General features: G+C 71.4%; 22 protein-coding genes. 14 read left to right on the top strand and 8 right to left on the bottom strand.

The window, feature by feature from the left end:
* Positions 1-280 precede the first annotated feature (280 nt).
* The 7 genes from ACFVYF_RS30735 (at position 281) to ACFVYF_RS30705 (ending at position 10,187) form a co-directional block, all read left to right on the top strand.
* Entirely contained in the window at positions 281-1,492 is a 1,212-nt protein-coding gene (locus ACFVYF_RS30735) for a S8 family peptidase (protein WP_389460582.1), read from the top strand.
* A 201-nt stretch (positions 1,493-1,693) separates the two neighbouring features.
* The gene (locus tag ACFVYF_RS30730; RefSeq protein ID WP_389460581.1) at positions 1,694-2,119 is read left to right on the top strand and encodes a hypothetical protein; all 426 of its coding nucleotides are present in this window, start codon (positions 1,694-1,696) and stop codon (positions 2,117-2,119) included.
* Position 2,120: 1 nt separating this feature from the next.
* Complete coding sequence (locus tag ACFVYF_RS30725) at positions 2,121-3,242, top strand: GNAT family N-acetyltransferase (RefSeq protein ID WP_389460580.1); 1,122 nt, start codon at positions 2,121-2,123, stop codon at positions 3,240-3,242.
* Between the two features lie 350 nt (positions 3,243-3,592).
* Positions 3,593-4,408, top strand: a complete 816-nt coding sequence (locus ACFVYF_RS30720; RefSeq protein WP_383284502.1) for a glycosyltransferase family 2 protein — start codon at positions 3,593-3,595, stop codon at positions 4,406-4,408.
* On the top strand, positions 4,405-5,418 hold the full coding sequence (locus ACFVYF_RS30715) for a glycosyltransferase family 2 protein (RefSeq protein ID WP_389460579.1): 1,014 nt from the start codon (positions 4,405-4,407) through the stop codon (positions 5,416-5,418). The genes ACFVYF_RS30720 and ACFVYF_RS30715 overlap by 4 nt, the downstream gene beginning before the upstream one ends.
* Positions 5,419-5,458: 40 nt before the next feature.
* Positions 5,459-6,262, top strand: a complete 804-nt coding sequence (locus tag ACFVYF_RS30710) for a polysaccharide deacetylase family protein (protein WP_389460578.1) — start codon at positions 5,459-5,461, stop codon at positions 6,260-6,262.
* Positions 6,255-10,187: a lipopolysaccharide biosynthesis protein gene (locus ACFVYF_RS30705; RefSeq protein ID WP_389460577.1), complete on the top strand. Its 3,933-nt coding sequence runs from the start codon at positions 6,255-6,257 to the stop codon at positions 10,185-10,187. The genes ACFVYF_RS30710 and ACFVYF_RS30705 overlap by 8 nt, the downstream gene beginning before the upstream one ends.
* A gap of 77 nt (positions 10,188-10,264) precedes the next feature.
* Here ACFVYF_RS30705 and ACFVYF_RS30700 read toward each other — a convergent pair whose 3' ends face one another.
* Complete coding sequence (locus tag ACFVYF_RS30700) at positions 10,265-11,686, bottom strand: xylan 1,4-beta-xylosidase (protein ID WP_389460714.1); 1,422 nt, start codon at positions 11,684-11,686, stop codon at positions 10,265-10,267.
* Between the two features lie 166 nt (positions 11,687-11,852).
* Between ACFVYF_RS30700 and ACFVYF_RS30695 the strand changes: the two genes are divergently transcribed.
* Both ACFVYF_RS30695 and ACFVYF_RS30690 read left to right on the top strand, forming a co-directional pair.
* Positions 11,853-12,947, top strand: a complete 1,095-nt coding sequence (locus tag ACFVYF_RS30695; protein ID WP_389460576.1) for a DUF5925 domain-containing protein — start codon at positions 11,853-11,855, stop codon at positions 12,945-12,947.
* Positions 12,948-13,027: 80 nt separating this feature from the next.
* Positions 13,028-13,828 (top strand): DUF72 domain-containing protein, encoded by an 801-nt coding sequence (locus ACFVYF_RS30690; protein WP_389460575.1) that lies wholly within the window; start codon positions 13,028-13,030, stop codon positions 13,826-13,828.
* A gap of 221 nt (positions 13,829-14,049) precedes the next feature.
* Here the strand turns inward: ACFVYF_RS30690 and ACFVYF_RS30685 are convergent, their stop codons facing one another.
* Entirely contained in the window at positions 14,050-14,424 is a 375-nt protein-coding gene (locus tag ACFVYF_RS30685) for a GntR family transcriptional regulator (RefSeq protein ID WP_389460574.1), read from the bottom strand.
* 152 nt (positions 14,425-14,576) lie between these two features.
* On the opposite strand from ACFVYF_RS30685, the gene ACFVYF_RS30680 reads away from it, so the two are divergent.
* Positions 14,577-15,506, top strand: a complete 930-nt coding sequence (locus ACFVYF_RS30680; protein WP_389460573.1) for a GNAT family N-acetyltransferase — start codon at positions 14,577-14,579, stop codon at positions 15,504-15,506.
* Positions 15,487-16,032, top strand: coding sequence for a DUF402 domain-containing protein (locus ACFVYF_RS30675; RefSeq protein WP_389460572.1), 546 nt, complete (start codon positions 15,487-15,489; stop codon positions 16,030-16,032). The genes ACFVYF_RS30680 and ACFVYF_RS30675 overlap by 20 nt, the downstream gene beginning before the upstream one ends.
* A 26-nt stretch (positions 16,033-16,058) precedes the next feature.
* Here the strand turns inward: ACFVYF_RS30675 and ACFVYF_RS30670 are convergent, their stop codons facing one another.
* A complete protein-coding gene (locus ACFVYF_RS30670; RefSeq protein WP_389460571.1) occupies positions 16,059-16,670 on the bottom strand; it encodes a class I SAM-dependent methyltransferase in 612 nt (203 codons plus the stop codon).
* Between the two features lie 177 nt (positions 16,671-16,847).
* Here ACFVYF_RS30670 and ACFVYF_RS30665 point away from each other — a divergent pair, with 177 nt between their 5' ends.
* Complete coding sequence (locus ACFVYF_RS30665) at positions 16,848-16,982, top strand: hypothetical protein (RefSeq protein WP_389460570.1); 135 nt, start codon at positions 16,848-16,850, stop codon at positions 16,980-16,982.
* Positions 16,983-17,091: 109 nt separating this feature from the next.
* Here the strand turns inward: ACFVYF_RS30665 and ACFVYF_RS30660 are convergent, their stop codons facing one another.
* Entirely contained in the window at positions 17,092-17,661 is a 570-nt protein-coding gene (locus ACFVYF_RS30660) for a GNAT family N-acetyltransferase (RefSeq protein ID WP_389460569.1), read from the bottom strand.
* 208 nt (positions 17,662-17,869) lie between these two features.
* Between ACFVYF_RS30660 and ACFVYF_RS30655 the strand changes: the two genes are divergently transcribed.
* Positions 17,870-18,895 carry a lytic polysaccharide monooxygenase gene (locus tag ACFVYF_RS30655; protein ID WP_389460567.1) on the top strand — a complete coding sequence of 342 codons (1,026 nt, stop codon included), beginning with the start codon at positions 17,870-17,872 and terminating at the stop codon, positions 18,893-18,895.
* Between the two features lie 59 nt (positions 18,896-18,954).
* Here the strand turns inward: ACFVYF_RS30655 and ACFVYF_RS30650 are convergent, their stop codons facing one another.
* Together ACFVYF_RS30650 and ACFVYF_RS30645 are read right to left on the bottom strand one after the other, a co-directional pair.
* Positions 18,955-19,815 (bottom strand): esterase/lipase family protein, encoded by an 861-nt coding sequence (locus ACFVYF_RS30650; RefSeq protein ID WP_389460566.1) that lies wholly within the window; start codon positions 19,813-19,815, stop codon positions 18,955-18,957.
* Between the two features lie 194 nt (positions 19,816-20,009).
* Positions 20,010-20,456 (bottom strand): MarR family winged helix-turn-helix transcriptional regulator, encoded by a 447-nt coding sequence (locus ACFVYF_RS30645; RefSeq protein WP_389460564.1) that lies wholly within the window; start codon positions 20,454-20,456, stop codon positions 20,010-20,012.
* Between the two features lie 95 nt (positions 20,457-20,551).
* On the opposite strand from ACFVYF_RS30645, the gene ACFVYF_RS30640 reads away from it, so the two are divergent.
* Entirely contained in the window at positions 20,552-20,926 is a 375-nt protein-coding gene (locus ACFVYF_RS30640; protein ID WP_389460562.1) for a cupin domain-containing protein, read from the top strand.
* 29 nt (positions 20,927-20,955) lie between these two features.
* Here the strand turns inward: ACFVYF_RS30640 and ACFVYF_RS30635 are convergent, their stop codons facing one another.
* Both ACFVYF_RS30635 and ACFVYF_RS30630 read right to left on the bottom strand, forming a co-directional pair.
* Positions 20,956-21,930, bottom strand: a complete 975-nt coding sequence (locus ACFVYF_RS30635) for a hypothetical protein (protein WP_389460560.1) — start codon at positions 21,928-21,930, stop codon at positions 20,956-20,958.
* Positions 21,927-25,397 (bottom strand): DNA polymerase III subunit alpha, encoded by a 3,471-nt coding sequence (locus ACFVYF_RS30630; RefSeq protein ID WP_389460558.1) that lies wholly within the window; start codon positions 25,395-25,397, stop codon positions 21,927-21,929. The genes ACFVYF_RS30635 and ACFVYF_RS30630 overlap by 4 nt, the downstream gene beginning before the upstream one ends.
* Between the last annotated feature and the right edge of the window lie 123 nt (positions 25,398-25,520).

Here is a 25,520-nt window from a genome sequence, read left to right as displayed (position 1 = left end):
TTTCGTAGCAGCTACGCGTGTTGACAGGAAGTGTTCATGCCAAGACTTTTCGGCACTTACGGGGTCCCACTCTGTGTGTTCACCATGTGTTTGATTGCGTGCCCATGACAGGGTCGTGACAAGGGCCCAACTCCCTTGAGCAACACCCGCGGATGACCGACTCTTTACTCGGTCCTGGGTGGAACGCGACGCTCCGGACCGTGCGCACGATCACCCGCGCACCCCCACACAGCGCGCGCCCCACCCCGGCGCGCGCCGCCTTGAGGAGGACCCCCTCGTAATGGCACAGCTCCGTAGCAAGAAGATCCGGATCGCCGCGATAACCACCGTCGCGACCGCCGCCCTCGTGGGCGGGATCACCGCACTTCCCGCCCAGGCCGCGGCACCGGCCGAGGGCAAGGTGCTCGCCGCCGGCTCCCCCACAGCCGTCAAGGGCAGCTACATCGTCACGCTCAAGAAGGCGGCCGGCTTCAAGGCCGCGTCGAGCCGGGGCAAGAACCTGATCAACGAGTACGGCGGCTCGGTGAAGAACACGTTCAGCACCGCGCTGAACGGCTACACGGCCGATCTCTCGGCCACCGAGGCCAAGAGACTCGCCGCCGACCCCGCGGTGGCCGCCGTCGAGCAGAACCAGACGGTGCACCTGACCGACACCACGCAGTCCAGCGCCCCCTGGGGTCTGGACCGCATCGACCAGAGCGCGCTTCCGCTGTCCGGCACGTACACCTACCCGGACTCCGCGGGCAGCGGTGTGACGGCGTACGTCATCGACACCGGCGTCCGCATCACGCACACCCAGATCAGCGGCCGGGCCACGTACGGCTATGACGCCGTCGACGGCGACACCACCGCCGATGACGGCAACGGCCACGGCACCCATGTGGCCACCACCATCGCGGGCTCGACCTACGGTGTCGCCAAGAAGGCGAAGATCGTGGCGGTCCGCGTGCTCGACAACAACGGCTCGGGCACCACCGCGGGCGTCATCGCGGGCGTCGACTGGGTGACCAACAACCACTCGGGTCCCTCGGTCGCCAACCTGTCGCTCGGCGGCGGCGCCTCCACGACGCTGGACACGGCCGTCTCGAACTCCATCGCGAGCGGCGTGACCTACGCGATCGCGGCGGGCAACAGCAACGCGAACGCCTCCTCGTACTCGCCCGCCCGCGTGGCCGCGGCCATCACGGTCGGCGCCACCACCAACACGGACGCCCGGGCCAGCTACTCCAACTACGGCTCGGTGCTGGACATCTTCGCCCCCGGCTCCTCGATCCTGGCCGGCTACAACACCAGCGACACGGCCACGGCCACGCTCTCCGGTACGTCGATGGCCACTCCGCACGTCGCGGGCGCGGCCGCCGTCTATCTCGCGAGCCACACCTCCGCCACCCCGGCGCAGGTCTCCACCGCCCTGGTGAACGGCGCCACCTCGAACGTCGTCTCCGGCCCGGGCACAGGCTCGCCGAACAAGCTCCTGAAGATCGTCCCGTAACGCGACCGCGCCCCCAGGCGCCCGCGTTCCGAACACGTTTGGCCTGAAGGACAGTTCCCCGGAGGCAGCCGGCGCCTCCGGGGAACACCCGTTTGAAAGGGCAACCGAACTCGTGCGGCCGCCCTCGGCACCTTGACGGCCGGCCGCCGGCTGCGCGACATTGAAGCCCGGCATCCGGCGCTTCGGGGGGCAAAGTCGCCAATGCAGACCTTACGCATCAAGACACCTTCAACAGACGGCGCGGAGCGTCCACGAGCCCGTCCGGAGAGGGACCTGCTGCCGCTGCTCGCGGGCGCCGCGACAGCGATCGGGGGCGTCGGCGCGGTCCTCGCGCTGGCCGACGTGGACTCACCCCTGCGCGGCCCGTTCACGCTGTTCTTCCTGTTCGCGGCACCGTCGGTGGCCATCGCGGCCGCGCTGCGCGGGCTGGCACCGTTCGGCCGCGTGCTGGTCTCGGTGGCGGGGGCGATCACCGTCAACATGCTGGTGGCCCAGGGGATGCTGGCCGTGCACCACTGGTCGATGCACGGCGGGGTCGCGGCGGTGACCGCGCTCAGCGCCCTCGTTCTGCTGCTGGTGGCGGTACGGCGGCTGCGCCGGCGCACGGCGCGGGAACGGACCTCCTGACGTGGACATCTGCGTGTACCGCCCCGGCGAGCTGAGCGCCGCCGACCGGGTGGCCTGGACGGCCCTGCAGTCGAAAGCCCATCTGAACGGCGCGCCCGGACTGGCGAACCCGTTCCTGTCTCCGGAGTTCACGCTCGCCATGGGCCGGTGCAGACGCGGCGTGCGGATCGCGGTCGTTCGCGAGGACGGCGAGCCCGCCGCGTTCTTCCCGTTCCAGAGAACCGCCACGGGAGTCGGCCGGGCCGTCGGCCTCGGCCTGTCGGACTGCCAGGGGCTGGTGCACGGCCCCGGCTTCGGCTGGGACGCCCAGGAGCTGCTGCGGGCCTGCGGGCTCGCCGTATGGGAGTTCGACCACCTGGTGGAGGGCCAGCCGCCGTTCGAGGCGGGCGCCTCCGGCACCTTCCCGTCCCCGGTCATGGACGTCGACCAGGGCTACGAGGCTTATCTGAGCGGACTGCGGGAGCGGTCCCCCAAGTTCACCCGGACCACCCTCGCCAAGGAGCGCAAGCTCGCCCGGGACTCGGGCGAGGTGCGTTATGTGCACGACGAACGCGACCCCGCGGCCCTGCGCGCCCTGATGGAGTGGAAGTCCGCCCAGTACCGCAGGACCGGGCGCAGCGACCGCTTCGCGCACGCCTGGATCAGCCGGCTGATCCAGCAGCTCTTCCACACCCGCTCCGAGCCGTTCGCCGGGATCCTGTCCGTGCTGTACGCGGGCGGCCGGCCGGTCGCGGCGCACTTCGGGCTGCGCAGCGAGCGCGTCCTGGCGTGCTGGTTCCCGGCGTACGACCCCGATTTCTCGAAATACTCCCCCGGGCTGATCCTGCATCTGCGGATGGCCGAGGCGGCCGCCGCCGACGGCATCGCCTATCTGGATCTCGGCCGGGGACAGAAGGAATACAAAGACTCCCTGAAGACACGCGAACTCGCCGTGTCCGAAGGGTGGGTGACACGGCGTCATCCGATTGCCGTCGGACACCGGGCGCGCCGCGCCCCGGTCCGGGCACTGCGCAATGCGGTGCTGTCCCGGCCGGAGTTCTTCGATCCGGCCGACAGAGTTCTCAAACGGATGGGCAAGATCCGTTCGAGGAGTCAGGTAACGGCCAAAACAACAAAAACGTGAGGCCACGTTCCAGGTCTTGCCATACTGACGCAATCATCAATACCGTCGTACATCTCACCCGCATCGGTCCATCATCAGGCGGCTCCAGGGGAGGGCTCAGGACCGCGATGGTCCCGGCGCGGGCGCGGTAGGGGGGTGCCGTGCTCGGTGACCACACCTGTGCCGAGTCGTGCCGCGAGACCGTCCTCGATGTCGTACTCCGATGTCGGGACGGCCAGAATTGCCAACTCACCCTGGCATGCCCGGAGATTCATTTCGGCATGCCGTAAGTGAGAACCCCCCTTTCGAACCGGACACATGCCGGACTGCCCGTGGGGCGGGCGGTCCACCGGACGAGAGGGACCAGACTCATGAGCTCAGTCCTGCGCCCAGCCTTTTCGGGCCAAGATCCGTCAACAACCAGCAAGTACCGGCCGATCTCCTCTCACCTGGCCATAGCACCGCCGGTGAGTGTGGTGATTCCCGCCATGAATGAGGCGGAGAATCTTCCGTACGTCTTCAAGACACTTCCCGGATGGATTCACGAAGTGGTTCTCGTCGACGGAAATTCCACCGACAACACGGTCGAGGTGGCCCGCGAGCTGTGGCCCGACGTCAAGGTCGTCGAGCAGCGCGGGAAGGGCAAGGGGGACGCCCTGATCACCGGATTCGAGGCGTGCACCGGCGACATCATCGTGATGGTCGACGCGGACGGCTCGGCCGACGGCCACGAGATCGTCTCCTATGTCTCCGCGCTCGTCTCCGGCGCGGACTTCGCCAAGGGCTCCCGGTTCGCCAACGGGGGCGGCACGGACGACATGACACCGATCCGCAAGTTCGGCAACTGGGCCCTGTGCACAGTGGTCAACAAGAAGTTCGGCGCCCGCTACACCGACCTCTGCTACGGATACAACGCGTTCTGGCGGCACTGCCTGGACCAGATCGACCTCGACTGCACCGGCTTCGAGGTCGAGACCCTGATGAACATCCGGGTGGTCAAGGCCGGCCTCAAAGTCCAGGAGATACCGAGCCACGAGTATCTGCGGATCCACGGCACCAGCAATCTGCGTGCCGTGCGGGACGGGTTCCGGGTCCTCAACGTGATCCTCAAGGAGCGCAACAACCGGCGCGCGCTGCGCAGATCGCACGCGGCGGCGCTCAACACCGCCCGGGGTGAGGTGTCTTGAGCCGGACCGCCATCTCCGTGGTGGTCTGCGTGTACACCGAGGACCGCTGGGAGGACATCCTCGCGGCGGTCGCCTCGGTGCGCGCGCAGTCGCGGCCTGCCCTGGAGACGCTCCTGGTCGTGGACCACAACGCCACACTCCTGGAGCGGCTGACCACGGAGTACAAGGAGACGGACGGGGTGCGGGTGCTCGCCAACGCGGGCCCCCGCGGCCTGTCCGCGGGCCGCAACACCGGAATCGCGGCCTCGCGCGGCGAGATCATCGCGTTCCTCGACGACGACGCCGTGGCCGAGCGGGACTGGCTGCGGCACTTCGCCGCGGGATACGCGGATCCACGGGTCATGGCCGTCGGCGGCCGTACGATGCCGATCTGGGCGTCGGGCCGCCGGCCCGCCTGGTTTCCCGAGGAGTTCGACTGGGTGGTGGGCTGCACGTACAAGGGCCTGCCGCCCGGCCGGGTGCGGGTGCGCAATGTGCTGGGCGGGAACGCGTCGTTCCGGCGCACGGCGTTCGAGGCGGCGGGCGGCTTCGCGACCGGTATCGGCCGCGACGGGGACAAACGCCCGCTGGGCTGCGAGGAGACGGAGCTGTGCATCCGGCTCACCAACGCCCGCCCGGACGCCGTCCTGCTGATCGACGACCGGGCGGTCATCCACCACCGGGTGCCCGAGGCGCGCGAGCACTTCGGGTACTTCCGCACGCGCGCGTACGCCGAGGGGCTGTCCAAGGCGCTCGTCGCGCGCAGTGTCGGCGCCGGGAAGGGACTCGCGTCGGAGCGGCGCTACGCGACGCGGGTCCTGCCCGCCGGAGTGGCCCGCGGGGTGCGCGACGCCCTGCTCGCCCGGCACGGCGGCGCGGGCCGCGCGGGTGCGATCGTCGCCGGGGTTCTGACGGCGGCGGGCGGGTACGTACTCGGCAGCGTCCGGGCCCGCAGGGGTGGCGCGGTGTTCTCGGTGGTCTCCGTCGGGGAGGGCGAGGGGCAGCCGGGCGACAAGGGGGCTCCGGGATGAGCGACATCCGGCTGCCGGTCCGGGCCGGGGGCGGTGCCGTATGACGCCGCCCGTCCCGATCCTGATGTATCACTCCGTCGCGAGCGCGCCGAACGCGGCGACGCGAGGTCTTTCGGTGTCCCCCGAGGCGTTCGCGGAGCAGATGGCGCTGCTCGGGGACCTCGGCCTCACGCCGGTCACCACCGCCCGCCTGGCCGCGTCCTGGCGCACCGCGAGCTTCCCGCCGCTGCCGTCGCGCCCCGTCCTCATCACCTTCGACGACGGCTATGAGGGGGTGCACCGCCACGCGCTGCCCGTGCTCGCCAAGCACGGCTTCGCATCGACGCTCTTCGTCTCGACGGGCTGGCTGCGCGGCCCCCACGACACCGGGGGCGGCCTCGACACCATGCTCGACTGGGACCAGGTGCGCCAACTCAGCGCCGAACAGGTCGAGATCGGCGGACACAGCCATACCCACCCCCAGCTCGACCAGATCCCGGACGACGCGCTCCGGTCCGAGCTGCGGCGCTGCCGGGAGATCATCGCCGACGAACTGGGCGCCCGGCCGGCCTCGTTCGCCTACCCGTACGGCTACTCCAGCCGCCAGGTACGTCACGCGGTGCGCGAGGCGGGCTTCACCCAGTCGCTCGCCGTCGGCAACGCGCTGGCCCGCCGCCGCCAGGGGCCGTACGCCCTGCAACGGGTCACCGTGCGCCGTAGCACCGGAATCGAGGAGTTCGAGCGGCTGGTCGAGGGCCGCGCGATCGCCCGCACCTTCGCCGGGGAACGCGCCCTCACCAAGGGATACGCCCTGGTCCGCAGAGCACGACAGGTCCGCCGGAAGGCCATCAGTTCCCGTGTCTGACACGACCACAGCCAAGGCCGCGACGCCCACCGCCGAGGCGCCCGGACAGCAGTCGGGGCGTCGCCTCCGCCTGCCCCTGCCCGGCCGGGGCAAGGGCGCGGCGGGCGGCGGCCAGCTCTTTCGCAACGCCTACGCCCTGATGCTCAACACCGGGATCTCCGCGGTGCTCGGCCTCGGGTACTGGCTGGTGGCCGCCCGCTACTACTCCGAGTCCGCCGTCGGCCAGGGTTCCGCGGCGATCGCCGCGATGAAGCTCCTGGCGGGTCTCACCGCCGTGACGCTGACGGGTGCCCTGGCCCGCTTCATCCCCGTCGCGGGGCGTGCCACCGGACGCCTGATCTTCCGCACCTACGCGGGCAGTTCGGCGGTCGTCGCGCTGGCCGCGGTCGTCTTCCTCCTCACCCTGAACGTGTGGGGGCCGTCGTACCGCTTCCTGCACGGACCGCTCAACGGGCTCGGGTTCATCCTCGCGGTGGTCGCCTGGTCGCTGCTGACGCTCCAGGACGGCGTACTGACCGGTCTGCGCAACGCGTTGTGGGTGCCGGTGGGCAACACCGTGTTCTCGGCGGTGAAGCTGGCGCTGCTCATCGGCCTGGCCGTGGCGATCCCCACGAGCGGTGTCTTCGTCTCATGGGTCCTGGCGATCGCCCTGTCCGTGGTGCCGCTGGGCTGGCTGGTGTTCCGGCGCCTGGTGCCCCGGCATGTGAAGGCGACCGCGGACCGCACCACGCCCCCGACGCTCAAGGAGATCGGGCGCTTCCTCGCGGGCGACTACACCGGCTCCCTGTTCTCGCTGGCCGTGGTCTATCTCGTGCCGGTGATCGTCGCCTCACAGGTCAGCTCCACCGACAACGCGTACTTCTACATCACCACGACCATCGGCGGCACGGTCAACCTGCTGGCCATCAACATGGGTGCCTCGCTGACCGTCGAGGGCTCGCACGACCCGGCTCGGCTCGCCGCGAACACCCGGGCCGCGCTGAGCCGGATGGCACGGCTCATGGTGCCGGTGTGCGGGCTGCTCTTCCTCGGAGCGCCGTTCATCCTCCATGTCTTCGGCCAGGGCTATGCGGACGCGGCCACCCCCCTGTTGCGCTGGTTCGCCGTCGGCGCGGTGCTGCGGGTCGTCATGGAGACGTACTTCGCGGTCCTGCGCGCCCAGAGCCGTACCGCCGGACTCGCCTATCTCCAGGGCCTGCTGTGCGCCCTGGTCCTCGGGCTGACGGTGATCCTGCTCCCGCGTATGGGCCTGACCGGCGCGGGTGTCGCGGAGATCTCCAGCCTCGCGGTGATCGTGGCGATCGCGGCACCGAGGCTGTACAAGATCGTGCGGGCCGCGCCGGCCACGCCTTTGCCCGAGGACGCGGCACCGGACGGCGACCTCGCCGACCTCGGCGCGCGCGAGTCGTCCACGACGGCGTCCCGGCCTAGGCGCGGCCCCGCCTGGGCGCTGGACTCGGACACCATCGCGCTCGGCGTCCACGTCGACTTCGACCACCAGGAACGCAGGCCCGACGTCCGGCCGGGTCCCGGCACCCCGCCCACCGGGACGCCTCGGGTGCGCGCCGACCACCGGCCGACCTGGGCCCTCGAGCCCCCCGTGGCGGACGGGACCTCGCCTCGGGAGCACGTGGGGCTGCCGGTGGAGGCCAGGGAGCCCGGTTCGGAGGCCTCGCTGGGGCCGGCGGAGGTGATCGACGCGGCTGCGGAGTCGCGCGAGCCGTCGGGGTCCCCGGAGCCTCCGGAGTCCTTGAAGCCGCCGAAGCCCCCGGAGTCCCTTGAGTCCTCGGAGTCGCCGGAATCGCCGGAGTCCCTGGAGCCCTCGGAGTCGCCGGAGTCGGCCCCTTCACCCCGCTTGCCGCAGTCGCCCGAGTCGCCGCAGTCGCCGCCGTCGCTGCGGGAGCGGCCGGCGCATCCCACCCGCCCCGGTCTCGTCCTCGGCGCCCTGCTGGCCGTCGCACTCCTGCTGTACTGGGTGCCCGTGCTGGGGCTCGGCGAGGCCGACCTCGACCGGATGGGCGGGCTCGGGCTCATCTCCGTCCTGCCCCCGGCCACCCTGGTCGGCGCCGCCCTGCTCATCGTGGTGTTCGCCGCACTGCTCTGGCTGAACAGCGAGCACAAGGGGCTGTTGCTGGTCGTGCTGCTGGCGACCGTGGTGTCGCTGCACGCGCTGCCCGCGGTGATCGAGACCGAGCCGCGGTTCGCGACGGCCTGGCAGCACCTGGGCTTCATCGACTACATCGACCGGACCGGCTCGGCGGTGCCCGACCTCGACGCGCGCTGGAGCTGGCCGGGCTTCTTCGCGGCGGCCGCGTTCATCGCGAAGGCCTGCGGTGTCACCGATCTCACGGAGGTGATCCGCTGGTGGCCCCTGGCCATTCAGCTCCTGTATCTGGCACCGATGTTCCTGCTGGTGCGCTCGATGCGGGCGGGCTGGCGCGCCAAGTGGACCGGGATCTGGATCTTCGTACTCAGCGGCTGGGTCGGTCAGGACTACTTCTCACCGCAGGGTTTCACCTATCTGCTCTATCTCGCCTTCGTGGCGATCCTGTTGGTGTGGTTCCGGGCGCCCCGCGTGCTGTGGGCGAAGGCGCGCCCGGGCGAGGCCGAGGTCGAGCCGACCGACCGCCGGCAGCGGGCCGTCCTGCTGATGGTCCTGATCGGGCTGTTCGCGGCGACCGTCCCGGCCCATCAGCTCACCCCGTTCGTGATGCTGGGCGTGCTCGCGGTACTCGTCCTGGTCGGCCGCTCCGAACTGCGCGGTCTGCCCATCCTGTTCGCGGTCGTCGTCGCCGCCTGGATCGGCTTCATGGCCGAGCCGTACTGGTCCGGGCACTTCGACGACCTCTTCGGCGGGGTCGGTGGCGTCGGCAGCAATGTGTCGACCTCCGTCTCCGGCCGTATCCAGGGCGGCAGTTCGACCCACAAACTCGTCCTCTACGCGCGCGTGCTGCTCGCCGGCGGTGTGATGGCCTTCGCCTGCCTGGGCTGGTGGCGCCGCCGGGTCCACAAGTACCGCGAGCGGTCGCTGCTCGTCCTGACCTTCGTCCCGTTCCTGGGCTTCGGCATGCAGTCGTACGGCGGCGAAATGGCCCTGCGCGTCTTCATGTTCGCGCTGCCCGGCGCGGCCCTGCTCGCTGGGCTCGCCCTCTTCCCGCGCACCGGCGTCACCGCGAAGGAGCGGGAGAAGGACCGGGTGAACCTCGCGCCGCTGGCCGCGCTCATGGCGGGCCTGGTGCTCATGGGCGGCTTCCTGGTGGCCCGTTGGGGCAACGAGCCCTTCGAGCGGATCAGGCCGGGCGAGGTCACGGCCATGGACTACGTGTACGCCCACGACGATCCGACCGTACGGCTGCTGTGGCTGAGCAACGACACCCTGGACAACGTCACTCCGGCGATGCCGTGGGGCGCGCGGGACATGGAGAAGGTGGAGTACGTGCCGACGCTCGCGCCGGCGGACCCGGTCCTGGTGTCCGGGCTCGTCAAGGCGCTCAAGGACGCCGGCCCGAACTCGTATCTGATGGTCAACCGCAGCCAGGTGGTCTATCTCCAGATGGACGTGGGCTACGCGCCGACCTGGGACACCCGGCTGATCCACCACCTCGACGGCCGGCCGGAGCTGAAGAAGGTCCTCGTCAACGACGACGTCACGATGTACACGCTGCGCAAGCAGCCCGCGGGCGAGGTCCCGAAGGCGGAGCCGGGGCCCATCGGACCGCAGGTGACGTGGACGCCGTGGTCGGTCGTCGGGGGGTTCGCGGCGATCGCGCTCATCGTCATGCTGACGGCGCGGGAGATCGTACGGGTCGCGATGCGGCCGGGCGTCCGGCAGCTGCGGTGGCTGCAGAGCAGCTTCTGGTTCTCGCTGCCCCTGCTCGCCGTGCTGCTCGCCTCGCTGGTCCAGCGGTTCATGACAATGAAGTAGCCGCCGCACGAGGGTACGGCGGACCCGAGCAGGAATGCGGTTCGGGAGCCGGACGGCCTGCGCCGGGGTGAAGTGGCTTACCGGCTGAGCCACTTCACCTGGTAGGCGGCCATCTCGAAGCGCTTCCCGTCGACCTTCGCGCTGATGGACCGGTCCAGTGTGTTGACGACGAGAACGGCCTTGTCGTCGGCGAGAACCCGGACGTTGGGCCGGTCGTCCGCGGCGACGGAGACCGTCTCGTAGGTCGTACCGGGCGGGAACTCCCGGCTGAAGCGGGAGATGAGACCGAGCATGGGCAGTTCGGCGCCCCCCGCCGCCCGGTCGGTCGGCGTCCACAGACAGCCGGCGCAGCCGGAGCCCTGTTCCTTCTCCGGGTTCCAGTAGAAGCCGGAGGAGGCACCGCCGCGGGCCATCGCGATCATGCCGGAGGCCTGGACCGCGACGCGGTGGGTCTCGGACCAGCCCTGGCGTTCGTCGTTGCCGTCGGCCGGTTCGACGTAGTACTCCGCCCACCACAGCGGCAGGTCGTGGGTCTGCTCGCGCACCCACTTCCCGACGGCCGTGAGCTTCTCGGTGGCCCCGAACTCGTCGGGCAGCAGATCGTCGTCCTTGGTGTAGCTGGAGCCGTCGACGACGACGAAGTCGGCGCCCGCCTTGTGCTTGTTCCAGTAGGCGAAGGCGTCCAGGACCCGCTGGTCCATGGTGCCCCAGGCGCCCTTCACGGCCGGCGAGGCGTTCTCGGACTGCCGCGGGTCGAGGCTGTCCATGACGAGATAGGGCCCGCCGACCATGATGTCCTTGTCGACCTTCTTGAGCGCCTTGTAGACCAGGTTGTAGAGCTCCGTGTAGCCCTCGTAGTCCCAGCGGGCCTCTGAGTCGTTCCAGAAACCCTTGAACTCGTTCCAGACGATGAAGTGGCGTACGTCCGGATAGCGCTTGGCGACGGTCGCGGCGAGCGCGGCGAAGTCCTTGTAGTGGGCGCGGTCCGGGGCGGTCTCCAGGGCGGTCTGGCTCCAGTCGGTGTTGCCCGCGCCGGACTTGCCCCCCTTCATCCAGTCCGGGGAGCAGCACAGGGTGACCACGGGCGGTCCGCCGGACTTGCGGACGAAGTCGATCCGGCGGTCCATCTCCTCGAAGTTGTAGCGCCCCTTGACCGGCTCGGGGTTGCCCGCGCCCCAGCCCATGATGTGCTGGATCTGGGGCAGCGGCTGCTTGGCGAGCAGGCCCTCGACGCGCTCGGTGGCCGCGCCGGGGCCGTGGTCGGCGCTGTACTGGGTGTGCGTGAAGCCCCAGCCCACCTCGGGGTCCGCCGCGCCGGACGGGACGGCGGGTGTGCCGTGCACCTTGTCCCCGTCCCGGGTGGTGCCCGCGGTGTTGTCGCCGTCCGAGGGCAGCGTGTTGAGCAGCGTCACCAGCAGGGCCAGCGCGGCCACTCCCACGCCGAGCAGCGCGGTGAGCCGCCACCGCCGTGCCCCCGAATTCCACTCATGACGTCCCATCATGGGCAACAGTAACGGCGCGGATCGAGAAGCGGACAGCACTCGTAGGACCACAGCCCTGTAACAGGACGCCAGGGGCGCACCGGCTGCTCCGGACCCGGACGACACTCGCGACGCACTGCGGAAACCGGGTGCACGGGGACCGTGCGTGACGGATCATGGCGGCATGTCTGCGAACCCACACGACGCTCTGCCGATCCGGCTCAACGTCGACGACAGCGACTCCCCGTCCGATGTCGTCGACGCGCTGTTCCTCGGCCGCTTCGCGACGGGCGAGCAGCCGCACTCGCACGCGGCCAACATCGACCGCGTCCGGTCCGGGGCCACGCTGCTCCCGCCGGGCGCCCGTGTGCTGCGCTCCGCCCGTGACGACGACCGCAGCGCGACCCTCGCCGAGGGCGACGGCTGGACACTGCTCGTGTCCCGCTGGAACCGCGGCGCCGACGTCACGGTCACCGCCACCAGCGCCGAGCTGGCCGAGAAGGTCCTCGACCAGGCCACCGACGGCGCGGCCGACGAACCCGAACCGCAGCCGGACAACGTGACGATGGGCTTCTGGTACGTCTCCCCGCGCCGCGGCCCGCACCGCACCACCCGCCAGATCTCGGCGGGTACGTGGGAGGAGGTCCGCCCCAACTACACGGCACCGGTGGCAGACGCGATGGACGGCCTGATGAAGACGACGCCGGAGGACATCGCCGGCCGGCTGCTCCTGCTGCACGGCCCGCCGGGCACGGGCAAGACGTCGGCCCTGCGGACGCTGGCCAGGTCCTGGCGCGACTGGTGCCAGGTGGACTGCGTCCTCGACCCCGAGCGGCTCTTCTCCGACGTCGGCTATCTGATGGACATCGCGATCGGCGAGGAGGACGGCACGGGGAAGAGCCGCTGGCGGCTGCTCCTCCTCGAGGACTGCGACGAGCTGATCCGCGGCGAGGCGAAGCACACCGCTGGACAGGCCCTGTCGCGGCTGCTCAACCTGACCGACGGTCTGCTCGGCCAGGGGCGCAACGTGCTGGTCGGCGTCACGACGAACGAGGACCTGGAGCGCCTCCACCCCGCCGTCGTCCGTCCCGGCCGCTGCCTGGCCCGTATCGAGATCGGCGCGCTGACCCGCCCGGAGGCGGTGAGCTGGCTGGGCACGGAGGAGGGCGTCGGCCGCGAGGGCGCGACCCTGGCCGAGCTGTACGCGCTGCGGCGGGGGACGTCGCCGACGTCGGTACCGGACCAGCGCGAGGGGGCGGACGCGGGGCTCTACCTGTAGGCCGGGGCACCCGTACCTGTTGTTCCCGGGCGCCCGGTACGCGTAGCCCCTAGCACACCGTCCGGTGCTTTGATGGACATATGACCCTGTTCGTCGGCACCTCGGGGTGGCAGTACAAGGACTGGCGTGACGTCCTCTATCCGGCCGGGATGCCCGTGCGGCTCTGGCTGGAGGAGTACGCGGCGCGGTTCGCCACCGTCGAGATCAACAACGCCTTCTACCGGCTGCCGTCGCGGGAGACCTTCGAGGGCTGGCGGGAGCGCACGCCCCCGGACTTCGTCGTCGCCGTCAAGGCGAGCCGCTATCTGACACACATCAAGCGGCTGCGCGAGCCCGAGGAACCGGTGCAGCGGCTGATGAGCCACGCCGCCGGTCTCGGCGACCGGCTCGGGCCGGTGCTGCTCCAGCTCCCGCCCACGCTGCGCGCCGATCCCGGGCTCCTGGACGACTGCCTCGGCTGTTTCCCGTCCGGCACCCGGGTCGCCGTCGAACCGCGCCACGACTCCTGGTGGACGCCGGCGGTGCGCGAGGTGCTGGAGCGGCGGGGCGCCGCGCTCTGCTGGGCCGACGTCCTGGCCCGGCCGGTGGCCCCGCTGTGGCGGACCACCGACTGGGGCTACGTACGTTTCCACTCCGGACGCGCCCGGCGCCGGCCGCACTACGGCCGGCAGTCCCTTCTGACCTGGGCCGGGCGCATAGCGGACACCTGGACCGACGACCACGAGGTGTACGCGTACTTCAACAACGATCCGAACGCCGCGGCGGTCCTGGACGCGGCGTTGTTCGCCCGCGTCGCGACGGCAGCGGGAATGACCGTCACGCGCACGCCGCGGGGTCTGCCCCCTGTGCCGACGCGCACCGCGCGGGCGGGGACGCCATAGGGCCATGCGGGGTGCGGTGACGGCCCCGGGGCGGGGCTGGCGGCTCAGCCCCGGGCGCTGCGGGGCGCGTGGCGGTCGGAGGTCGGAGGTCGACCTGGTCTGGTCAGCCCCGGGTGCTGCGGGGCGCGTGGCGGTCGGAGGTCGGCGGTCGACCTGGTCTGGTCAGCCCCGGGCGCTGCGGGGCGCGTGGCGGTCGGCGGTCGGCGGGTGACCCGGTCTGGTCAGCCCTGGGCGCCGTAGGCCGCGCGGAGGGCGTCCCGGGCGGCGGCGAGGGCAACGTCCTCGGCGAGGCCGAGCCGGCGGACGCGGTCGGCGTACGCCTGCGCCGCCGTAGCCGCCTCGCGCTCGGCGGCCGAGCCGGCAGCGGCGACGAAGGTGCCGTTGCGGCCCCGCGTCTCGATCACCCCGTCCGCCTCCAGGGCCCGGTACGCCTTGGCTACCGTGTTGGCCGCGAGCCCGAGCGACTCGGCAAGGCCCCGCACCGTGGGCAGCTTGTAGCCGACGGGCAACGCGCCCGACCGGGCCTGCTGGGAGATCTGGGCACGCACCTGCTCGTACGGCGCGGCTCCCGCATCGATATGGATCTTCAGGGTCACGGGGTGATTGTCCCGCACCGGACGGGGACCGTGCGCCCGGCGCGGGCCAATCGCCCGGCGCACGCCCCGATCCTGTGTCCCTCGCGGACCGCCCCGCACCCGTCGGAAAATGGGAGGCATCCGTGCGCGGCCCCCGCGTAGCGTGCGGCCCCATGACTGTGATCGTTCGTGACCTTCGTCCCGCCGACCGGACGGATGCCGAGGGCTTCGCCCGGATCCGGAGCCTGGCCCTTCCCTACATGCTGTCCACCCCCGAGTCGGTCGCGTACGACATCACGCATGCCCACCCCGACGGGCGCAACCGCTCCCTGGTCGCCGAGCGGGACGGCGAACCGGTCGGCACGGCGCAGATCGGCGTCGTGTACGACAGCCCCGAGCCCGGCCAGGGGTTCCTCAACGTGTACGTGCACCCGGACCGCACGCGTCTGGGCGCGGGCTCGGCGCTGGTGCGCGCCGCCGAGGAGTATCTGACGGCCCTGGGCGCGACGAAGCTGTTCGCCTGGGTCCTGGACGCACCCGAGAACCGCGCCTTCGCCGAGCGGCACGGCTATCGCGCGCGCCGCTCGGCGCACTTCCTGCGCCTGGACCTGGCCCACGGCACCCTGCCGCCGCTCCAGGAGCTCCCGCCCGGCGTCGAGCTGCGTACGGCCGCGGACTTCGCCGACGACCCGCGCCCGCTCTTCGACCTGGACGCGGAGACGACGACCGACGAACCCAGCGACATCGCCCATGAGTTCACCGACTACGACAACTGGCTCGGGGAGACCTGGCGCCACCCGCTGTTCAGTCCCGAGCTGACGTCCGTCGCGGTGGTCGACGGCCGCCCCGCCGCCTTCAGCGCGGCCCGCACCGACGGCGGCCGCCGCTACGGCACCGTGATGACCGGCACCGGCCGGGCCTTCCGCGGCCGCGGCCTCGCCAAGCTGGCCAAGAACGACTCCCTGCACCGCGCCCGCGCGGCCGGTCTCACCGAGGCGTTCACCGGCAACGACAGCGGCAACGGGCCGATGATGGCGATCAACAAGTGGTTCGGCTACGACATCTGCGCGACGGAGGTGCGGTATGTCCGCGAACTCGGCTGACGCACCTGACACTGGCCGGGCCGACGCGAACTCCCCCACGCCCGGGGGCCAGGTGGAGGTCGTCCTCGTCAAGGCCGGCCGGATCAAGATCCGTTACCCGGCCGAGCTGCTCCAGGACGACGGCACCCGTGTCACCGTGCGCGCACCATGGGCGGGCGACGGCGTCCGCGACTTCGGCTTCGTGCGGTTCGAACCGGGCGATGTCTTCACCGAGTACTACTGGCGGGACCGCTGGTACGCGGTGAAGGAGGTCCGGGACGCCGGTGGCGCACTGAAGGGCTGGTACTGCGACATCACCCGCCCCGCCGTCGTCTCCGCCGGCGAGCTGGTCGTCGAGGATCTCGACCTGGACCTGTGGCGCTCCGCCGACGGCACGGCCGTACTCCGCCTCGACGAGGACGAGTTCGCGGCGAGCGGACTTGCCACCACGGATCCGCGGGCCGCGGCCGCCGCCGAGGCCGCCCTCGACGACCTCGAACGCCTGGCCCACGAGGGCGACTTCGGCACCCTCTTCACGGAGACCTAGGACCGGGGCGCGAGCCCGTCGGCCCCTCAAGGCCGCGCCACGACCACATACCTCTCGTCCTCGACCTCTCTCCCCCACAACCGGGCGTCGTCCGACAGCCGCTCCGTGCGTATGTCGTCCGCGAGGGGGGCGAGCAGGGCGGCCAGTCGCTCGGACGGTATGCCCACGGGGCTCACCGTGCCCCACACGCCCTCGACGAGCACCAGTCGTCCGCCGGGGCGCAGGAGCCCGCGCCAGTGGCGCAGTACGCGACCGGGGTCGGGCAGGGTCCACAGGACATGGCGGACCAGGACCACGTCGAACCGCTCCTCGCCGACCGGCGGAGCAGCCGCGTCACCGACCAGGAACACCGCGTCACGTCCGGCCAGCTTCGCGCGGGCGAGACCGATCATGGCCGGGGAGAGGTCGACGCCGGTGACCCGGTGCCCCCGCTCGGACGCGAGGAGTGACAGGCTGCCGGTGCCGCAGCCCAGGTCGAGGACATCGGAGGACCGCTCGGGCAACCAGTCGCGCATACGGGCCGCCCAGGCCTCGCGCACCACGGGATCCCGCAGACCGTGGTCGGGCTCCTCGTCGAACGAGGCGGACTCCGCTTCCCAGTTGACGTCCGCCCACGCGTCACGGTTTTCACTGGACATGTTTGCCGCCGCTGTCATTGGTCATGCTGCTGTCACTGGCCATGTCGCCAGGGTGACACCTACCACTGACAGTCGAAGTGACCGCCGCCACTGACAGATCGCGACCGATGAGGAACGCTCCCGGAAAGGGTCTACCTCCGTGGCATCACGGAACTCGGTAGGCACAAGGAGGCAGCCATGCGCCGTGTGACCATGCAGAAGCCCCTGAAGAGGTCGGACACCCGACGCGTGCGGGACGAGGCCGACGAGCGTCCGGCGGAGCGTCCGGAGGTCCGAAAGGACATCCAGCGCACCTGGTGGCCGGACGGCTGATCCGCGCCGCCGGGACTCCCGGCGGCCCAGCTGCCCCCTCGCGCCGGCTCCCGATCACCCGACGAGAACGACGACGCACGACGACGCACTGACGACCCGCGAGTAAGCCTCAGCGCAGCCGCTTCCGGTAGTGGATGCGGTCGTACGGACCCTCGACACGGCGCTCCACGACTTCGTATCCGTACTTCGGATAGATCTTCTGGTTCTCCCACATCATGGCGTTCGTATAAAGCCTGACCTCCCGCAGACCGAGCGCACGCGCGTGTGCCTCCACGAAGGCGAGCAGCCGGCTCCCGACGCCCTTCCCATGGGCGTCGGGGTGCACGGCGATGCTGTCGAGGAACAGATGGTCCTCGCACGCCTCGACCACCACGAGCCCGGCCACGGCCCCCGCCGGCGCTCCCGGGCCGCCTGACTCCGCCGGTTCCACCGGCTCCGCAGGATCCGCCGACTCCCCCGGGATACCCGGGATCCCCGGCTCCCCCGTGACGAACACCCGCCCCGCCGCCACGTTCGCCGCGTGGTCCGCCTCCATGGGCTGCGGCACCACACCGATGCGCTCGATGTAGTGGCGGTACGCCGCATCGGTCACGGCCTTCACGGCCGCGACGTCCGAGGCGACGGCCCGGCGGATCTCACGGCCCTCATGGGCCCCTGGGTCGATCGAGGCATCAGTCATGCCCGGCAGCCTATGCACGGCTCCCACGACCACCGTGTCCGAGGCCGGTCCCGTGCGGGAGCCCTCCTTCCTGAGCCCCCGGTTAGCGCTCCCTTAACCGCACCATAAAGATCGCCATCACCCGTCCCCAGCAGGCGATTTCGCGGTTTCCAGGGGCTAGCTTGCTGATCACCCCCACGCAGTCGAGGACCGTTCCGAGGAGTTCCGCATGTCCGCTCGCCGCAAGGCCGCCACGATCGCCGCCGTCGGTGTCGCCCCACTCGCCCTGACCGCGCTCGCCGCCGCGCCGGCCGCAGCGCACGGCACGATGGGTGACCCGGTGAGCCGGGTCTCCCAGTGCTACGCGGAAGGCCCCGAGAGCCCCGATTCGGCCGCCTGCAAGGCGGCTGTCGCGGCCGGCGGCGCCCAGGCGCTCTACGACTGGAACGGCATCCGGATCGGCGACGCGAACGGCAAGCACCAGCAGCTGATCCCGGACGGCAAGCTGTGCAGCGCCAACAGCGAGGAGTTCAAGGGCCTGGACCTGGCCCGCGCCGACTGGCCCGCGACCAGCGTGAGCAGTGGCTCGTACACCTTCAAGTACCGCGTCACCGCTCCCCACAAGGGCACCTTCAAGGTGTACATCACCAAGGCCGGTTACGACCCGTCCCAGCCGCTGGCCTGGGACGACCTGGATCTGGACCACCCGGTCGCCACGAAGACCGACCCGGCCGCGACGAACGGCTTCTACACCTTCTCCGGCACCCTGCCGCAGCGCTCCGGCAAGCAGCTGCTGTACGCGGTCTGGCAGCGTTCGGACAGCCCGGAGGCCTTCTACTCCTGCTCGGACGTCACGTTCGGCGGAAGCGGCGGCGGAAACGGCGGCGGAAACGGAAGCGGCACCGGCGGTGCGAGCAGCGCCACCCCCGCCCCGAGCGCCTCCGCGCCCTCCGAGGAGCAGATCGAGGACGGTGCCGACAAGTCGACCGTCGAACACCACGGTCACGGTGACTCCGACGCCAGTACGTCGGCGGAGCCCACCGCGGCGGCCGTCGCGGACGACAGCGAGCCCACGGCCGACGCCGCGAACACGCCCGCGGCCGCGGGCGCTTCGGAGAACCTCGCCGAGACCGGCGGCGACCCGTCGACGTCGTACCTCGCCATCGGCGGCGCGGCCGCCCTGGCCGTCGGGGCCACCGCCCTGTTCGCCTCGGTCCGGCGCCGCGCGGCAAGCGGCGCTCGCCACGGCCGCTGAGGCGTCGCACGACCGGGGTCTGTCCGGCGGCTCAGGCCGGACAGACCCCGGTCGTGTGCTCAGTTGAACACGGACGCGCAGGTGGTGGCGGTGGCGTGCGCCGGGTCGAGGGCGTTCGCCACTTCGTGGTAGGCGATCCGGTCGAGCACGCCGATCGCGACGTGCTCGGAATAGTCGACCGCGCACAGGTTCTGCAACAGGACGTTGTGGACGTCGGATCCGCTCAGGAACTGCGAGCTGTACGGCGTGACCACCTCGTCGTACTTGGTGGCGATGACCGTGTAGTGGACGCCGGGGACGGTGTCGCCGCCGGCGTTGAGCTTGGTCAGGAACGCGGAGCCGGCCACCTGGTCGGCGAGACCGGGGGTCGCCGCGGTCAGCAGGTCACCGGCGCCCGGGAAGTACGGCAGCAGGTTGGCGAGTCCGCTGAGGGTGGTGCCGTGGTTGTCCGGCGCGATGCCCACGAGGGCGTTCACCTTGGCGGCTCCGCCGAGGAACTTGAGGTAGTAGCGGGGCATCAGGCCGCCCTGCGAGTGGCCGACGACGTCGGTCCTCGCGGCACCGGTGGCCGCGAGCACTTTGTCTACGAAGACCCGGAGCTGCTCGGCCGACTTGTCGATGGGGCCGAGGCCGTTGAAGAACGGGACGCCGGGCAGCTGCCCGTAGTCGAGGGAGTAGACGCAGTAGCCGCGGTCCACCAGATAGGGCGCGAGGGCCAGCCAGTTGTCGACGGAGTTCCCGAGGGTGCCGTGGACGAGGACGACCGGGCGGGGATGGGCGGCGGAGGGCTTGCAGGAGTAGTCGTTCCAGCCCCGGCTGGGGGCGGAGTCGGCCTGGGCGGTGACGGCGGGGCCCGCGGTGACGGCGGCGGCCAGTAGCAGGGCGGCCAGGGGTCTGAGTGCTCGCTTCCAGGGCAGCATCGGGTGATCTCCTTGCGGCTCAAGGGAGTTGCGACGGCGTACGCCCTGTGATCCGGATCACGAGGATGCTGTTCACTTGTCAAGTTACGAGCGAGTAGTGCAAGTGTGAAGTTACGCGTCAGTAAAAACTTCCAGTGGTAACCGGTGCCTGTGATATCGGGTCACCAAGTGCGCCCAAAGGGGGCGACCTCACCTCACCAGGTGGGCCTGATCGGGCCGTGCGGCGCGATGCGCGACAACTGCGCCCGCAGCACGCCGGCTTCACGCTCGCCGAGCAGGTCGGCCCACGGCCGCACGGCCTCCGCCGCCGCCTCCTCCGCGGCCCGCGTGCAGGCCCAGCCGCGCTCGGTCAGCACGATCAGCCGGGCGCGGGCGTCATCGGGATGCGGGCGGCGCTCGACATACCCCTTGCGCACCATCTCGTCGACGAGCTGACTCGCGGCCTGCTTGGTGACCCCGAGATGGGCCGCGAGATCGGTGGCCGTCGCGCCGTCCGGAGCGAGCCGGGTGAAGGCGAAACCGTGCGCGGGCCGCAAGCCCTCGAAGCCACGGGCGACGACGCCGGCATGAATGCGTTGCGTCAGGTCACCGGCGACGGCGAGCAGGGCGGCGGACAGGGCCATGGCCTCGGAGTTCTGCACGGAAGCATTGAAACACCCTTGACGAAGCAGTCAAGCTGCTTGACTATATGGTCAAGCAGCTTGACCATCTTCCCAGGTGTCCATGGAGGCCCGCCATGCCCGTAGTCCGTTCGTCCGAAGCCGTCGTCCACGAGATCCACGGCGCCCGTTTCGTCTCGTACGCCACCCCCCTGACCGGCAGCAAGGAGCTGTGCGCCTGGCGGGGCGAGATCCCCGCGGGCACCAGGGCCCCGCTGCACACGGTGAACCGCGAGGAGATCTTCCATCTCCTCTCCGGCGAGCTGCTGATCACGCTCGACGGCCGCACCGAGCGGATCGTCGCGGGTGACACCGTGATCATCAATCCCGGCGCGACCCTCGGTGTCGAGAACCCGACCGGGACGACCGCGACCTCCTGGGTCACCACCTCCATCGGCCTGGAGGCCGAGCTCGCCGACGGCACGCGCCTCACACCGCCGTGGGCCAACTGAGCCGGCGCCCCGGGGCGGCCGCCCCGAGGTCACGCGGCCAGCCTCCCCGGCACGATCACATGCGGTCCGAACTTCGCCCGCGCCCGGTCCGCCGCCGCCTCGATCCGGCGGACCTTCTCGTCCACCGGGTCGAAGGTGAGCTGGTAGGAGGCCTGTTCGGCGGGGGCCAGCCCCTCGGCGCGCAGGGCGATCGCGCGCACCCGGGCCCGCTGCAGACCGAGCGCCTCGTACATCCGGTACGCGACCGCGGTGAGCGCCGAGGAGTGGGCGGTCGGCTCCTTGAGCGTACGGCTGCGGGTGGTCGAGGACCGCTCGGCGTAGCGCACGGTGAGGGTCAGCGTGCGGCACACCTGTTCCAGGGAGCGCAGCCGGGTGCCCAGCTCCTCGGTGGCGGAGAGCAGCGCCCGCCGGTGCAGCTCGGAGTCCAACTCGTCGCGGGAGAAGGGCCGTTCGGTGGCCAGTGAGCGGGACACGGCGTTCGGCACGACGCGGCCGCGGTCGATGCCGGACGCCTTCTCGTGCAGTTCCCGGCCCGCGCGGGCACTGGTGAGCCGTTGCAGTGTGGACAGGGGCGCGGCGGCCACCTTGCCGATGACGTCGAGACCGTACTCGCACAGGGTGCGGGCGGTGGCGCTGCCGACGCCGGGCAGCGCGGCGACCGGCTGCTCCGCGAGGAACTCCCGGACGGCGTCCGGGTCTTCGGGCACCACCCGGGTCGCCCCGATCCCGGCCTCCCGCAGGGCCATGCGTGCCAGCATCGGACCGGGCCCGGCCCCGATCACACAGTCGACCCCGTGGTGCGCGAGTGCCCGCACCCGGATCACCGAGGCCAGCTCCACGACGCCCCGGCCGAAGTACCGCTCGGCACCCCGCAGATCCACCAGCGCCCCGTCGGGCGGCAGCGCCTCGACGACCGGGGTGAACTCCTCCAGCATGCCGAGGAGTTGGGGCAGAGCGGCCTCGTGCATCGGAGGCAGCTGGAAACGTACGCAAAGGATGGTCATCCCGCACTCCCCGGACTCTGGTGCCACAACTTCTTTCCACCCGCGGGCCCTTCGCCCGCGGGACGCAGGTCGGCCCAGGGGTGCATCTCGTACCCCGTGGACATCCGGATCCGCCGGCCCTCCGCCGGATCACCGTCACCGGTCTTCTCCGGCAGGGGCTCCGCCAGCCGGGCCGCCACCACCTCGAGGCCGCCCTCCTGGCGCAGCTCGGCCAGCTCGGCGAGGTTCCAGGCCGCCGCGCCCACCACGCTGAGGCTGCGCGGGCCGCGGCGCTGCACCACTCCGCGCACGAGCAGCAGCCAGGAGTGGAAGACGGTGTGCGCGCAGGCGTCGTGGGAGTCGTCGAAGAAGGCGAGGTCGACCAGGCCGGTGCCGTCGTCCAGGGTGGTGAAGATGACGCGTTTGCCGGAGCGGATCGGCGGGGTCTGGGTGGCCGCCTTGGCGCCCGCGACCAGGACCGTCTCCCCGTGCCGCGCCTGACGCAGCCGGCGCGCCGTCGCCACGCCCAACTCCCCCAGGAACTCCCGGTGGTCGTCCATCAGATGGCGCGAGGTGTCCATCGACAGCACCCCCAGTTCGGCGCTCAGCCGCTCCGCCGCGTCGAGGTCGGGCAGCCCGGCCGAGGCAGTCTTCCGCCCTCCGGACAGCGGGAGTTGGGCGCCCGCGCCCCGGCCGCCGCGTGCCCCGCGGTGCAGTTCCGTCAAGTGCAGTTGCAGATCACGGCGGTTGGCGCCGAACGCGTCGAGGGCGCCGACCTGCGCGAGCCGTTGTGCGAGCGGCCGGCTCGGCCGGGCCCGTTCCCAGAAGTCGAGCAGGGAGGTGTACGGCTGCCCGTCCGCGATGCGCGCGGCCTCGGCCTCGCTGATGCCGTGCACGTCGGAGAGCGCCAGCCGCACACCCCACGCGCCGGACGACTCCCCCGATTCAGACACCAGTTCGATACGATGGGCGGCCGCCGACCGGTTCACGTCCAACGGCAGGATCGGCACCCCCCGCCGCCGCGCGTCCGCCAGCAGCAGCCGCTTCGGGTACATCCCGGGGTCGTGCGTGAGCAGACCCGCGTAGAACGCGGCCGGGTGATGGGCCTTCAGCCACGCCGACTGGTACGTCGGCACGGCGAAGGCGACGGCGTGCGCCTTGCAGAAGCCGTACGACCCGAAGGCCTCGACGATCTCCCAGGTGCGCGCGATCGTCTCCGCGTCGTACCCGCGCGCGGCCGCGTGCTGCGCGAACCAGAAGCGGATCCGGCCCTGCGACTCGGAGTCGGAGAGCCCGCGCCGCGCCCGGTCCGCCTCGCCGCGCCCGCAGCCGGTCATGATGTCGATGATGTCGATGATCTGCTCATGGAAGACGACGACTCCGTACGTCCCCTTCAGCGGTTCCTCCAGGTCCGGGTGCGGATAGCGGACGGGCGCCCGGCCGTGCCGCGCCTCGATGAACGGCCGCACCATGTCGGCGGCGACCGGTCCCGGACGGAAGAGCGAGATGTCGACGACGAGATCGTGGAAGGTCGCCGGCTGAAGGCGTCCGACCAGGTCCCGCTGGCCCGGCGACTCGATCTGGAAGCAGCCCAGCGTCTCGGTGGACTGGATGAGCCGATACGTCGCCGGGTCACCCGGCGGCACGGAGTCCAGGTCCACGCGGTCCCCCGTCGCCCGCTCCACCTCGGCCACCGCGTACGCCATCGCGGACTGCATCCGCACGCCCAGGACATCGAGCTTGAGCAGTCCGAGATCCTCGACGTCCTCCTTGTCGAACTGCGACATGGGGAGGCCCTCGCCGCTGGTCGGCATGACCGGCGTACGCGCGAGAAGTGAGGCGTCTGAGAGGAGCACCCCGCACGGGTGCATGGCGACTCCGCGCGGGAGGGCGTCGAGCGCCTCGACCAGTTCCCAGAGGCGGCCGTACTTCGCCCCTTCCTGCTGGGACTCCTTTGCCAGTTCGCGCAGTTCGGGCAGCTCGTCCAGCGCCGTACGGGCGTCGCGGGCGCGGATGTGCGGGAAGGACTTGGCGATCCGGTCGATGTCGGCCGGGTCCATCGAGAGGGCGGCGCCCACATCGCGGATGGCGTGCCGGACGCGGTAGGTCTCGGGCATCGCGACGGTCGCGACCCGCTCGGTGCCGAACCGGCCGATGATCGCGCGGTAGACCTCCAGACGGCGTGCCGACTCCACGTCGATGTCGATGTCGGGCAGCACCGAGCGGCGCTTGGACAGGAAGCGTTCCATCAGCAGCCCGTGCTCGACGGGATCCGCGTGCGCGATGCCGAGGAGGTGGTTCACCAGCGAACCCGCGCCGGAACCGCGCGCGGCCACCCGGATCCCCATCTCCCTTACATCGTCCACTACTTGAGCCACCGTCAGGAAGTAGGAGGCGAAGTTGTGGTGAGCGATGATGTCCAGCTCCCGGTGCATCCGCTCCCAGTACGCGGGCCGGCCGGCATAGCCGCGCCGCACCATGCCCGCCGCCGCCCGGGAGGCCAGAGCGCGCTGGGCGGTGCGGCGGCCCGCGCCGACGAGGTGCGGCTCGGGGAAGTGAACGGTCCCGATGCCGAGGTCGTCCTCGGGGTCGACACGGCATTCGGCGGCGGCCGACCCGGTCTGTTCGAGCAGACGGTACGCGGTGTCGCGGCGGAAGCCCGCGGCCTCCACGATCCGTTCGGCGACGCCCAGCATGGCGGTCCCGTCCTTGAGCCAGGCCTCACCGGAGTCCAGCCCGCGCCGGGGGTCGACGGGGACGAGCCGGCGGGCGGCGTCCAGGACGTCGGCGACCGGGCCCATGCCGGGGTCGGCGTACCGGGCCGCGTTGCTGAGCACCGGGCGCACCCGCTGTTCGGCCGCGAAGCCGACGGTGCGGGCGGCCAGCCGCAGCGAGCCGGGGCCGGTGCCCTCGCGGCCGTGCCACACGGCTTCGAGGCGCAGGGCGTCGCCGTAGACCTCCCGCCAGGGCGTGAGCAGTCTCGCGGCCCGGTCGGGGCGGCCGGCGGCGAGTGCGCGGCCGACGTCGGAGTCGGGTCCGAGCAGGACGGTCAGACCCTCGCCGTGATGGGCCGGCCAGGGCACCAGCGGTCGGTCCGCGCCGTCCGCGTGGGCTGCCGTAACGATTCTGCACAAATCGGCCCAGCCCGCCGCGCCCTCCCGGGCCAGAAAGGTCACGCGTGGTGCCGACTCGTCGATGAAGGCACCGCCGCGGACCGGAGCGCGCCTTCTCCCGCCATGCTCGGCCTCCCCCGCGCGCCCCGCCTCCTTCGCCGGAGCCACCGCGAGCTCGGCGCCGAACAGCGGACGGATCCCCGCCCGCGCGCAGGCCTTGGCGAACCGGACCGCACCCGCGAGGGTGTCCCGGTCGGTGAGCGCGAGGGCGTCCATGCCCCGCTCGGAGGCGCGCTCGGCGAGCCGCTCCGGGTGGGAGGCCCCGTACCGCAGGGAGAACCCGGAAACGGTGTGCAGATGCGTGAACCCCGGCACACGCACCTCCCGCTCCCGCGGGCCCTACCCGGACCCTCGAACATTAGTTCCCAACTGCCTCACCTCCACCATAGACCAATTTTCGAACGTGTGTGCGACATCCGTTCGGACCCACCCCACCTG

Origin of the sequence: Streptomyces sp. NPDC058274, from assembly GCF_042881375.1 — a bacterium.
GTDB lineage: Bacteria > Actinomycetota > Actinomycetes > Streptomycetales > Streptomycetaceae > Streptomyces.
Note: the sequence above shows the minus strand (reverse complement) of the source record. Positions and strands in the feature narration are given on the sequence as shown.